General features: G+C 61.0%; 15 protein-coding genes. 7 read left to right on the top strand and 8 right to left on the bottom strand.

Going from position 1 to position 11,621, the window contains the following annotated elements; translation table 11 throughout:
- Positions 1-29 precede the first annotated feature (29 nt).
- The 5 genes from LVD11_RS02230 to LVD11_RS02210 form a co-directional block, all read right to left on the bottom strand.
- Positions 30-596 (bottom strand): YceI family protein, encoded by a 567-nt coding sequence (locus tag LVD11_RS02230; RefSeq protein WP_237055506.1) that lies wholly within the window; start codon positions 594-596, stop codon positions 30-32.
- Between the two features lie 43 nt (positions 597-639).
- Positions 640-1,254: a cytochrome b gene (locus LVD11_RS02225; RefSeq protein ID WP_237055504.1), complete on the bottom strand. Its 615-nt coding sequence runs from the start codon at positions 1,252-1,254 to the stop codon at positions 640-642.
- 191 nt (positions 1,255-1,445) lie between these two features.
- Entirely contained in the window at positions 1,446-2,126 is a 681-nt protein-coding gene (locus LVD11_RS02220) for a hypothetical protein (protein ID WP_237055502.1), read from the bottom strand.
- 105 nt (positions 2,127-2,231) lie between these two features.
- Positions 2,232-3,185 (bottom strand): magnesium/cobalt transporter CorA, encoded by a 954-nt coding sequence (corA, locus tag LVD11_RS02215; protein WP_237055500.1) that lies wholly within the window; start codon positions 3,183-3,185, stop codon positions 2,232-2,234.
- A gap of 109 nt (positions 3,186-3,294) precedes the next feature.
- Positions 3,295-3,732 (bottom strand): host attachment protein, encoded by a 438-nt coding sequence (locus LVD11_RS02210; protein WP_237055498.1) that lies wholly within the window; start codon positions 3,730-3,732, stop codon positions 3,295-3,297.
- 282 nt (positions 3,733-4,014) lie between these two features.
- Between LVD11_RS02210 and LVD11_RS02205 the strand changes: the two genes are divergently transcribed.
- From LVD11_RS02205 to LVD11_RS02195, 3 genes are all read left to right on the top strand, one after another.
- The gene (locus LVD11_RS02205) at positions 4,015-4,443 is read left to right on the top strand and encodes an Hsp20/alpha crystallin family protein (RefSeq protein WP_237055496.1); all 429 of its coding nucleotides are present in this window, start codon (positions 4,015-4,017) and stop codon (positions 4,441-4,443) included.
- A gap of 94 nt (positions 4,444-4,537) precedes the next feature.
- A complete protein-coding gene (locus LVD11_RS02200; RefSeq protein WP_237055494.1) occupies positions 4,538-4,957 on the top strand; it encodes a CBS domain-containing protein in 420 nt (139 codons plus the stop codon).
- Between the two features lie 242 nt (positions 4,958-5,199).
- Positions 5,200-5,769, top strand: coding sequence for a PhnA domain-containing protein (locus LVD11_RS02195; RefSeq protein WP_237055492.1), 570 nt, complete (start codon positions 5,200-5,202; stop codon positions 5,767-5,769).
- On the opposite strand, the gene LVD11_RS02190 is transcribed toward LVD11_RS02195, so the two are convergent.
- The gene (locus tag LVD11_RS02190) at positions 5,766-6,206 is read right to left on the bottom strand and encodes a hypothetical protein (RefSeq protein WP_237055490.1); all 441 of its coding nucleotides are present in this window, start codon (positions 6,204-6,206) and stop codon (positions 5,766-5,768) included. The two genes, LVD11_RS02195 and LVD11_RS02190, sit on opposite strands and share 4 nt — an antisense overlap.
- A gap of 264 nt (positions 6,207-6,470) precedes the next feature.
- Here LVD11_RS02190 and LVD11_RS02185 point away from each other — a divergent pair, with 264 nt between their 5' ends.
- From LVD11_RS02185 to LVD11_RS02170, 4 genes are all read left to right on the top strand, one after another.
- Positions 6,471-7,481, top strand: a complete 1,011-nt coding sequence (locus LVD11_RS02185; RefSeq protein ID WP_237055488.1) for an AraC family transcriptional regulator — start codon at positions 6,471-6,473, stop codon at positions 7,479-7,481.
- Between the two features lie 138 nt (positions 7,482-7,619).
- Positions 7,620-8,750 carry an S-(hydroxymethyl)glutathione dehydrogenase/class III alcohol dehydrogenase gene (locus LVD11_RS02180; RefSeq protein WP_237055486.1) on the top strand — a complete coding sequence of 377 codons (1,131 nt, stop codon included), beginning with the start codon at positions 7,620-7,622 and terminating at the stop codon, positions 8,748-8,750.
- Positions 8,751-8,764: 14 nt separating this feature from the next.
- Positions 8,765-9,622, top strand: coding sequence for an S-formylglutathione hydrolase (gene fghA, locus LVD11_RS02175; RefSeq protein WP_237055483.1), 858 nt, complete (start codon positions 8,765-8,767; stop codon positions 9,620-9,622).
- Between the two features lie 208 nt (positions 9,623-9,830).
- On the top strand, positions 9,831-10,235 hold the full coding sequence (locus LVD11_RS02170; protein ID WP_237055481.1) for a GFA family protein: 405 nt from the start codon (positions 9,831-9,833) through the stop codon (positions 10,233-10,235).
- Between the two features lie 29 nt (positions 10,236-10,264).
- Here the strand turns inward: LVD11_RS02170 and LVD11_RS02165 are convergent, their stop codons facing one another.
- Both LVD11_RS02165 and LVD11_RS02160 read right to left on the bottom strand, forming a co-directional pair.
- Entirely contained in the window at positions 10,265-10,882 is a 618-nt protein-coding gene (locus LVD11_RS02165) for a hypothetical protein (RefSeq protein WP_237055479.1), read from the bottom strand.
- 35 nt (positions 10,883-10,917) lie between these two features.
- Positions 10,918-11,577, bottom strand: a complete 660-nt coding sequence (locus LVD11_RS02160; RefSeq protein ID WP_237055477.1) for a DsbA family oxidoreductase — start codon at positions 11,575-11,577, stop codon at positions 10,918-10,920.
- Between the last annotated feature and the right edge of the window lie 44 nt (positions 11,578-11,621).

The following is an 11,621-nucleotide window of genomic DNA, read 5'->3' as shown; positions in this document are numbered from 1 at the left end:
GCTTATGCTCTATTGCTGCGTGGTTGCAATCAGATGCGGATACCTTCCACGTCCAGGATCATCTCCACGGTCTGGGACGCGGGGCCCAGGTCGTACATGATGCCGAAGTCCTTCAGGGCAAACTCGGTGGTGCCGGTAAAGCCCTGGCGGTAACCGCCCCACGGATCCTTGCCTCCGCCCACGTGCTCGACGTCGATGACGATCGGCTTGGTCACGCCGTGCAGGGTCAGTTCACCACTGAGTTTACCCTTGCCCTCGCCCACGGGCTCATAGCTGGTGCTCTTGAAGGTAGCGGTGGGGTACTTCTCCACGTGCAGGAAGTCCTCGCCGCGCAGGTGCTTGTCACGCTCGGCATGGTTGCTGTCGATGCTGGCTACATCGATCTGCACATTGACGGAGGAATCGGCAGGTTGTTTCTCGTCGTACTCGAAGGAACCGCTGAACTCGTCGAACCTGCCGTACAGCCAGCTGTAGCCCAGGTGCTTGATGCGGAACTGGACAAAGGCGTGAGCGCCCTTGGTATCAATCTTGTATTCGGCTGCCTGGGCGGTGGCCCCTACCAGGGCTGCGAACAGGAAAATGGCGATTTTCTTCATGGGTTGGTCCTTTGTCTTCTTCGGTTATTGGTACAAGCAGTGGTTACTCGATCGTTTGTGCCGCTCCGTCCATACCTGACGCGTTACGCGGACGACTGGGTTGCGGATTGCTGCTGCGGCCCAGGATGCGGCGCAGGGTGTCATCGCGGTCGATAAAGTGGTGTTTCAGCGCCGCCAGTGCATGTAGCGTCACCAGCGCCATCAGGGTCCAGGCGAGCACCTCGTGAACTTCTCCCGCCAGGTCCTCCTGGTTGGCCAGCCCCTGCAGGGTGGCGGGAACCTCGAACCAGCCGAAAACGCTGATCGCGCGACCGTCCGCAGTGGAGATCAGGTAGCCGGAAATCATGATGGCCAGTAACAGCAGGTAGAGCCCGGCATGCGCCGCCCGTGCAGTGAGTGCCTGCCAGCGTGGTGTGCCCGGCAGTTCCCCGGGATGGGGGTTCAGGGCCTTCCACAGGAGGCGCACCAGCAACAGGGCCAGCAGCAGGATACCGATGCCCTTGTGAATTTCCGGGGCCTGGCGATACCAGGGGTCGTAGTAGGACAGCTGGCGCATCCACCAGCCCAGCGCGAACATGCCAATGACCGCGGGGGCCATCAGCCAGTGCAGGCCAATGGCCACCCAACCGTACTGTTGCTCACTGTTCCTGGCTGCCACAGTTGCCTCTCCCTGTGTATCGATACCGTGGTGCAGCAGCCGACAGCCGCCGGGGCTACAGCCCACGTTATTGTGATGGAGGGAGTGTAAATAAATTGCGGCAAAACCTTCCAGCGAAAAAAGCTGGTGTAACCTTTCGATTTATTAGAAGCGCTGCCGGACCGGGCCCCGTTAACCGGCGCCAGTGGCAGTCAGTGGGGTGTGCCGCGGAGGCCTTCCCGCTGGGCGGCATCGAGGACGCGCACCAGGTCGGCGCGGTCCACCCCGGGGGAGCGCCGGGCAAGCTGGTCAGCCAGCCAGGAAGTGGAGTGGTGATCGCCATCCAGGGCGAGTTGTTCCAGCTGCCAGATAACCCGCAGCAACAACGGCGTTTCCAGGATATGGGTGTCCCCATCCTCCTGGCTGGAAAAAAGGTGCGGTTCCAGCTGTTCCAGGTCCTGACGCCGGACCATCAGTTCCGCCAGGGTGGGGTACCAGCGGCTGCTGAATGGTTCAGGCTTGTGGCGCTGGTCAAAGGTGATACGCAGGCGGTCGCCGCCCGCGTCCTCCAGCAGTGGCGTATCCTGCTCGAATGCGGGCAGGGCCGGGTGCTGGCGCAGGATGTCGGCAATTGCGCGCCAGTCACTGTGGTCTTCCGCGCACAGTCGCAATGGGGTGTCGAGGCTGGCGACCTCGGGACGGCCGATATAGGCCACCTGCTGGCCAGGCCGGTACCAGTACAGGTCCAGCTGGTGCTCCTCGGCGAGGTCGGCGAGGTCGGCGCTGGTGAGCGGCTCCTCCGAGAGCGCGCTCAGGTGGTCGACGGCCTGCTGCACGCTGAGCCAGCGCTTGCGGTGAAAATGCTTGTGGGTCGGTGTCACCATTATCTTCATCTTCCCCCGGAGCGGTATACCGGTGCGCGAAATCCGAGTGCAGGAGCAAGAATTTTAGCAGTTACGCGGCATGTCCTGCCGTCGAAGCCGGCGCCAGTGCCACCATCACAGCCAGCCTTTCAGCTTGAAATACAGGTACGGGGCCACCCCCGCGAGGATCATCAGGCCCAGTGCAAAGGGATAGCCCAGCACCCAGTCAACCTCCGGCATGAACTCAAAGTTCATGCCGTAAATACTGGCGACCATGGTTGGCGGCAGAAACACCACGGCAGCGATCGAGAAAATCTTGATGATCTGGTTCTGTTCGATATTGATAAAGCCCTGGGTGGAATCCATCAGGAAGTTGATCTTGTCGAAGAGGAAACTGGTGTGGGCGGTGAGGGTGTCGATATCGCGGATAATGTCGCGAAAACGCTCCTGTTGCTCACCATCGATCTGCATATGCCGCTGCAGGAAAGTGATGGAGCGGCGGGTGTCCATCAGGCACAGCAAGACCTTACCATTGCTGTCCTCCACCTTCGCCAGCTGGTCGATCGCGTCTTCGAGTTCTGCGGCTTCGTCTTCCAGCACCATATAGCTGACTTCACCGAGCCTGAGGTGGATATCCTCAAGGGCATCCGCCAGGTTTTCCGCTTTCTGCTCAAAGACTTCGACAATCAGTTCCTGCGCGCTGCGGGCCTCGACGCCGCCGCGGCGGGCACGCATGCGCAACAGGCGGAAATCCGCAAGCTCGCAGTCGCGGACGGTGATCAGCCGGTCTGGCTGCAGGATGAAAGCCACGGTTGAGGTGTTGTGGCGGCCCTCGCTCTGGGTCAGGAAGAGGGAGTGGATATGCACGCCGGCCGCGTCGACAAAGTAGCGCGCTGAGGCCTCGATTTCCTCGACGTCCTCGGATTCGGGCAGCTCGGTGCGCAGCAGCTGTTCCAGCAGTTCCCGTTCCTGTTCTTCCGGTTCCTGGATGTCGATCCATACAGCTTCGGCCAGTTGCCGTGGCTCCGGCGGCGTGGCGGGGGCCGCTTCGTTGATCGTGCCGCGCCGGATATCGAAAAGTCTCAGCATTGCCCCCACCTTATGGCGTTCATGTAAACCCAATGGTTGCAAGCCGGGAGGTGCAAATCAATCCCTCATTCCAGAGTGCCCTGTGCCGTTTCCTCTCCGCCGTTCGCGCCTACAGAAGGTAGGGCAACTGTGAGCGGATTTCGTCGGCATCGGAAGATACCAGGTTCTTGCCGGTCTCACCGGCAATGGTGGCACGTGTGGGCGAATCGAGCTCCTCGCGCAAATTCCCTACCATCTGTGGCTCGGCCACAATGTAGAGCTTTTCGTAACGCCCCTCCTGGCGTCCCCGCTCGAGGGCGTGGGCGAGTTCCTTGGCAAAGCGGCTGCCGGCACGGTTGTGAAGCTCTCGCGGGTTTCCCATGCCGTGGCGTCCCTCGCCGCTACTATCGTAGGCGCGACCAGGGCCGTCAGAGTAGAGCTCCGTGCCTTTCATGCGTGCCTCCGGGTAAATCATGCCTTCCACCTCATGAAGGCCCCCCGAGGCATTGGCCGCTTCAAAAAGGCGCGCGTGCGATTGGTTGGCTACAAGCACCCATGCAATTGCCATGGCAAGTTCCTCACTTGTTGGTGTCTCCTGAAATATTAGTTGAATGCGACGTCAGAAAGACGCGATTAAACATATATCCGCAGGTCTTTATAGATTGTTTTCGCATAATAAGCCTGCTTTCCAGGTGTGAAGAAAGTCACCGACTGGTGGCCTGCAGACCCTACCGATCCGACTCTGGCTCGCTAAAATTTGCACGCATGACCGGGGTTTCCCCGCGCAGCCTTGAGGTGTTGCGGGTGATCGCGGCCATTCCACTTGAGACGGCTTGCTGGAGGTTCTGCTATGAGCTTGGTACCGAGGGGATCACTACTCGATCTCGACAATATATTCGACCAGTGGATGTCGCCATCCCGCGCAAGTACGGAAGGAAAAGAGGGCTTTTTTTCGCCCCGTATCGACATCAGCGAGACTGAGGACAGCTATGTAATCAGTGCCGAAATTCCCGGAGTCAACAAGGATGATATCAGCGTGACGCTGGAAAACGGTGTGCTCACGCTGGAGGCTGAGGTTCACCGGGAAGAGAAGGAAGAGAAGGCCGGGCGCGTCATCCGTGAGGAGAGACGCTACGGTAAGTACATGCGCAGCTTCAATCTGGGCAATGATGTCAGTGAGGAGGAAATCGATGCTAGCTTCAAGGACGGGGTGCTCAAGTTGATAGCGCCCAAGCGCAAGGAGTCCGAGCCGAGCCAGCACCGGATTGAAATCCACTGACCCGAGGGCCGTTGACGGCGCTTGTCAATTTCGTTTGTAAACCCGGGGTCGGCGCTTCCTCGTAGTGGCGCTGACGCCTGGACCGGAGGTTCCCATGAAAGTAAAAGAGGCAATGCACGAGGGGGTAACCTGGTGCTCACCGGACACGCCGCTGTCCGAAGTGGCAAAGATACTCCGCGACGAGGATATCGGCGCAGTACCAGTCGGTGAGAACGATCACCTGATCGGGATGGTCACAGACCGGGATATCACCTGCCGCGGCGTGGTGGAGGGCAGTGAACTTTCCTCCTTAACCGCCCGCGATGTCATGACGGAGGGGATTGAATGGTGCTGGGAGGATGACGACATGCACGAGGTGCTGCACAAGATGGAGTCATTGCAGTTGCGCCGGATGCCGGTGATGAACAGCGAAAAACGCATGGTCGGTATCCTCAGCCTGGGAGATATTTCCCACTCTCTCGCCCACGATCAGTGTGGCGAATTCGCCTCCTGCGTCTCTGCCCACCACAGCTGAACCCATGCCGGGCCGGTATCCCCCCTGATTCGGTGGGGAGCCGGCTGCCGGTATCTTGCAGTCATCGTTGCACTTCCCGAAAGCTGGCCCCCCCGGCAGCCGGTTGCCAGGGACATCGCGCTATTGCTTCCGGCCCAGGGTCGCCCGTCCGGGCTGTCGAGTTGGCAGTGGCGGGATGCCGGGTATAATGCGCGCCGCTTTCGCCTGGCAGCCTGGCCAGGATAATCGAGGAACCCTGAGTGATGAATGAACAGCAGCTTCGCCAGCGCAGCGGCGACCAGTGTGAGCTTTGTGGGGATGGCAGTGAGCTGGGTGTTTACAGCATCCCGCACTCCGAGGGGCGGGGGGATACCGATATCCTGGTGTGTGGCCGGTGCCGGGCACAGCTGGAGGGCGGGCAGCCCCTGGACAGTGCGCACTGGCGGTGCCTCGGCGACAGCATGTGGAGCCCGGTACCGGCGGTGCAGGTGCAGGCCTGGCGACTGCTGAAGCGGCTCAGCGGTGAGACCTGGGCACAGGACCTGCTGGATATGCTTTATCTCGAAGACGACCTGCGCCAGTGGGCCGAGGCCGGGGCCACTGTCGCCGAAGAGGAGCGCGTGGTGCAGCGGGACTGCAATGGGGTCGAGCTGTGTGCCGGCGATACGGTCACCATCGTCAAGGACCTGGACGTAAAGGGTACGAGTATTGTTGCCAAGCGGGGCACAGCAGTACGCGGTATCAGCCTGACCGATAACCCGGAGCAGATCGAGGGCCGGGTCAATGGCCAGCGGATCGTGATCCTGTCCAGGTTTGTCAAAAAGACCGGTTAGCCCGAATAGCGGCCCCGTGACATACGCCTGGAGGACCCCGGCGTGGGGCGCTCCTCTTCCAGGATGAGTTGCCCCCGGTACATTTTTTTCGTGTGCTGTCGCCCGCGCAGCGAGGGGTCGTGCCGTGAAAGCTCCTCGCCGTAGATCATCGAATATATATCCCGGTTTGGCGTTTCCTCCAGAATCGGCTGGCCGCGATACAATCGTGGCGCCGGTTCGTCCCCGGTCAGGAAGGGGGTGCCGCGCAACTGCTCCAGCTGTGCAATCATACGCCGGGTATCCTCGTCCACGGTGCGGTGCTTGGCCCGGGCAAGGTGCTGCTCAAAGGCGAATTCGGAAAATCGCAGGCTGACATCGAACTCCGCCTGCAGGCGCTTGCGCAGTTTGCGCAAGAGTGTGAGCGCTTCCGCGCTCATCAGCCAGTGGTGATTGTCCATAGTGGCCGCTCCTCTAATTGGTGCCGAAACTGGTTGGTGCCGAAATTCCGCTGCTGCGAGAATCCAGAGCAAATTCCAGGCCATCGGCCCAGGTGCTTCTCACCACGCCGTTTTGCCGGAAGCGCGGGCCGGGGGATGCACCAGCGTGGACCAGATTGCGGCCAGAGGGCCCCATAAAGTGCGGCGCGGCATAATATATTGAATTTTCTCTGCTGCTTGCCGGTGTCGGGTGGTGAGAGACAAGAAGGATCGCGAATAGAACCAATGAGACCCAATTACGAAATTCGCAGTGGTGCCCTGGCGGGCTTCAACCAGTTGGTCCCTCACCTGGGCGGTGATCCCTCCACGCTGCTCGCGCGGGTCGGGCTGCCGGAAGACTGTATGCGGCGACCGGACCTGCTGGTGCCCATCGCTACCCTTTGCCGCCTCCTGAACATCTGCGCGGAGGAATTGCAGTGTCGCGATTTTGGCGTGCGTCTGGCCTCCATGCAGGGGATGCGGATGCTCGGCGCAGTGGGCCAGCTGCTGGACAACCTGGATATTGAAACGGCGCTGGCGGTGACCCAGCGCTATATGGCGTTGCACAACCAGGCCGAACACTGGCGGATGCGGATAGAGGGGGACCAGCTGATTGCCGAGCGCCATGATCATTTCGAGGCACCTATCGATGCGCGCCAGTACCGCGAGCTCTCCATGGCAGCCTGCTACCGGTTGATGCAGGACCTGGCGGGCAAGGACGTGCGGCCCCGTATGGTGACTTTCCGCCAGGAGCCGGCCGCCGACCCGCAGCGCCACCGGGACTTCTTCCATACCGAGGTACTCTTCGGGCAGGAGAGCGACAGGCTTGTCTTTGATGCGGATATTGCCCGGCGCCCCGTCTGTCCGCCCGGCGACAGCCTGTTGCGGTATTTTCAGGAATTTACCCGCCAGTTACTGGCCGAACACCAGGATAGTGTTGCCGCACAGGTGGAAACACTGATCCTGCAGACCCTGGGGGCCCAGCGCCACAGCCTGGCCCAGGTGGCCCGCCTGATGGGGGTGCCCGCCAGGACCCTGCAGCGGCGGCTCAGTGCCGAGGGGACTTCCTTCAAGCAGCTGGTGCAGGATGCGCGTATGCAGACAGCGCGCTGGCACCTGCGCTCTTCCAGCATCGATATCAACCTGCTCTCAGCCACACTCGGCTACACGGATATCAGTGCCTTTTCCAAGGCTTTCCGCGCCATCCATGGCAAGTCCCCCCTACAGTGGCGTAAACAGCAGCGCGAGGCCGGCTGAGACTGTCGCCATCCTCTGGAACCATTAACGGAATGGCGCGCCAAATCACACGTAAAGGCGGTTGACCCGCTTATCATAAGCTGGCGGTACGGCTTTGCCGTGCCCGCAGACCAACGAATAACCATCACAGGAGCACGCATGAGCGCAGAGCCGATCCAATGCAAGGCCGCGGTGGCCTGGAAAGCGGGCGAGCCGCTGAGTATCGAGACGGTCGAGGTAATGCCGCCGCAGAAGGGCGAAGTTCGTATCAAGCTGGTGGCCACCGGGGTTTGCCATACCGATGCATTTACGCTCTCGGGCGAGGACCCTGAGGGCAACTTCCCGGCCATCCTCGGCCATGAGGGCGGCGGTATCGTCGAGTCTGTGGGGGAGGGGGTGACCAGTGTCGCCGTCGGGGACCACGTGATCCCGCTGTATACGCCGGAGTGCGGCGAATGCAAATTCTGCCTGTCCGGCAAGACCAACCTGTGCCAGAAAATCCGCGAGACGCAGGGCAGGGGACTGATGCCGGACGGCACCACACGCTTCTCTGTCGACGGCAAGCCGGTTTATCACTATATGGGCACCTCGACCTTTTCCGAGTACACGGTATTGCCTGAGATCGCCCTGGCCAAGGTGAACCCGGAGGCCCCGCTGGAGGAAGTCTGCCTGCTGGGCTGCGGCGTCACCACCGGGATGGGCGCGGTTATGAACACGGCGAAAGTGGAAGAGGGGGCGACCGTGGCCATCTTCGGTCTGGGGGGCATCGGCCTGTCGGCGGTGATCGGCGCGCGCATGGCCAATGCCGGGCGCATTATCGGCATCGATATCAATACGTCCAAATTCGATCTGGCGAAAAAGCTGGGTGCCACCGACTGCATCAACCCGAAGGACTACGACAAGCCCATTCAGGAAGTGATCGTCGAGCTCACCGACGGCGGTGTCGATTACTCCTTCGAGTGCATCGGCAACGTGGAGGTCATGCGCTCGGCGCTGGAGTGTTGCCACAAGGGCTGGGGTGAGTCGGTGATTATCGGTGTGGCCGGCGCCGGCCAGGAAATCTGCACGCGCCCATTCCAGCTGGTGACCGGGCGTGTATGGCGCGGCACCGCCTTTGGCGGGGTCAAGGGGCGCTCTGAGTTGCCGGGTTATGTGGAGCGTTACCTGGCCGGTGAGTTCCCGCTGGAGGACTTTATCACCCACACCATGCCGCTGGAAAAGATCAACGAGGCTTTTGACCTGATGCATGAAGGCAAGAGCATCCGCAGCGTCATTCATTTCGAACAGTAGCGGGGGCGTCACCGATGAGTCTTGAACGGATCAGCAGTACCAAGGTATTTGACGGCCGGCAGGAGCAGTACCGGCATTACTCGCAGGCGCTGGACTGTGAAATGCGCTTTGCGATCTTCCTGCCGCCACTTTCCGAGCGGATGGAGAAAACCCAGCGCTTCCCGGTGCTCTATTGGCTGTCAGGGCTTACCTGCACCGATGAGAACTTCAGCCAGAAAGCGGGCGCACAGCGGATGGCGGCGGAGCTGGGTATTGTCCTGGTGATCCCGGATACCAGCCCGCGTGGGGACGATGTGCCGGATGACGACGGCTACGACCTCGGCCAGGGGGCCGGCTTCTACCTGAACGCGACGCAGGACCCCTGGAAACGCCATTACCATATGTATGACTATGTGCTGGAGGAGCTGCCGGCGCTGGTGGAAGACAACTTCCCCGTGACCGACCGGCGTGCCATTGCCGGGCACTCCATGGGGGGGCACGGTGCGCTGGTGCTGGCACTGCGCAATCCGGGGCGCTTCACTTCGGTATCGGCTTTCAGCCCGGTCGCCAACCCGATCAGCTGTCCCTGGGGGGAAAAGGCGTTCAGCGCCTACCTGGGCACCGACCGCAGTAGCTGGGAGGAGTACGATGCAACGGTCCTGCTCAGCCGGGCCACTGAAACACAGCCGATCCTGGTTTCCCAGGGAGAGGACGACGAGTTCCTGGAGACCCAGCTCAAGCCGGGTGCGCTGGAAGCCGCAGCCGAGGCTGCCGGTTACCCGGTGAAAGTCGAGCACCACGCTGGCTACGATCACAGCTATTACTTTATCGCCAGTTTTATCGAGCAGCACCTGCGTTTCCACGCCGATTACCTGCTGAAGCCGGAGGGGTGACTCGTCACCCTTCCCGCCCGACCTGCCCGGCAAAGTGCCCGAGGCGCCGGTGCGTAACGACAGCGCGGCGGTGCCCTGACGCTCCGGGCTGCTATCCTTCGGTGAGCGGACCGGTCCCCCGCGGTCAGCCGACGAGACGCTTGTGGCGGGTCCAGGGCGGGCACTTCAGGGATGGCCCGATAATTCTGGCCGGATGGAGCAAAGTACAATGGCGGAGAGCTATTCGTTCAGCTGTGACTGCGGTGCGGTGGAGTTTACCGTGAAGGGCGCGCCGAAGGTGCGGGGCTTCTGCCATTGCGCTGACTGCCGCAATTTCCTCAAGGTCCCGTACCATTCTGTGGATGTCTGGGAGAAAGACCAGCTGACAGTGGGAAAAGGCGCGGACAGGCTGGTGGAATTCCAGCATCCCCACAAGAAGATGAAGAGATTCTTCTGTTCCGAGTGCGGCGATACCCTGTTCAACAGCAACAGCGCCGACTGGCGGGTGGTATCGCAGCTGCTGGTGCGGCGCAATAATGGCGGTGAACTGCCGGATACCCTGGCCCCGCAGAATCACTTCCACTACGGAGAACGGATCGTCGATATTGACGACGACCTGCCCAAGCGGGCATAGCGCTCACACCTTTTCCATACCGGGTGTTATCAGTTGCCGCTCCCCCAGGGGGCGGGCGGCAGCGGGACTTCCCTGTCCAATCCGAATTCCACCCGGAACCGGCGCCCGCCGGGACGGGTCAGTTCGTACGCGAAGGTCTTCCCCGGGTGAATCTCCATTGCCCAGGTATTGTCGACCGAGGCTGCCAGTCCTTGCCGTTTGAACATCGCAACGGATTCCTTATCCACGGGAAACTCCTGCCGTTTCGCACTACCGGCATCGTTGCTATTGCCGCCGTACATGGTGACCGGGTCGGCGGAGCCATCTTTGTGGCGGTGATCATGCTTGAGGCGCAGGCCGGTATCGGTGCGAGTCAGGATCCAGGTGCGGGAGTGGTCATCACCGACATGGAAGGGAATGCGCAATTCCCGCCGGGGCTCGTCACAGCCGCGCACATGCATGACCAGCGTCTTGCCGGCAAACGGGTCCGGTTGTCCGGTGGCGGGGGCATTGGCAACGATCTTGCCGGCAAAAGCCTTACCACAATATTCTGCGATATTGGCAAGGAACTGGTCAGCGGGCTGTCGGGGCTTGCCTTCCTGGCCGCAGCCTGTGAGGCTGAAAATGGTTGCTGCGATACAGCAGGCTACGATTGTCTTCCGTTGCATTGTTATTTTTCCCGTGCCGGTGATTTACCGGTGTGTCAGCCCGGTTCGCTTTCATCGAGAATCTGCTGCAGCTGCTGCTCGAAAGTTGCCACCTCCTGGGCACCGCTGATGGCATATTGTCGGTTGAAGACAAACAGTGGAACCCCCTGTACGCCCTGGCCCGCGATCAGCTGCTCCAGCTCGCGCACCGTATCCGCGTAGGCCTGCTGCTCCAGCAGCTCTCGTGCGCGATCGGCATCCAGGCCCACATCCCGGGCGGCCTCTACCAGTACAGCGGTATCGCCAACATTTTTGCGCTTGCCAAAAAAGTCCTCGAACAGGCGCATACTGAGCGCATTCTGCTTGCCCTGCTCGGCAGCCCAGTGCAAGAGCTGGTGCGCATTAAACGTGTTGTACATGCGCATATCGTCGCTGTAATTGAAGGTGAAGCCCACATCGGCGCCCAGGTCGGTGAGTCGCTGGCGTGCCTCGATACTCTCCTGCGGCGTGGTGCCGTATTTCTCGGCCAGGTGCTCGCGCAGGTTCTGTCCCTCTTCGGGCATCTGCGGATTGAGCTCGAAGGGCAGCCAGGAGATGGTCGGATCAACCTCGTATTCGAACCGTTCCAGCGCCTGCAGCAGGCGGTAATAACCGATCACGCACCAGGGGCAGACGACGTCTGAAACTATTTCAATCTGTAGGGGTAATTTCTTCATGGTTGAGCCTTCTGTTTCACTGGCGGGGCGACAGCCAGGTTCGT

It is taken from the genome of Microbulbifer sediminum (genome assembly GCF_021729035.1).
Classification (GTDB): domain Bacteria; phylum Pseudomonadota; class Gammaproteobacteria; order Pseudomonadales; family Cellvibrionaceae; genus Microbulbifer; species Microbulbifer sediminum.
The sequence above is the reverse complement of the archived record's forward strand: the minus strand, read 5'-3'. Positions and strand labels throughout refer to the sequence as shown.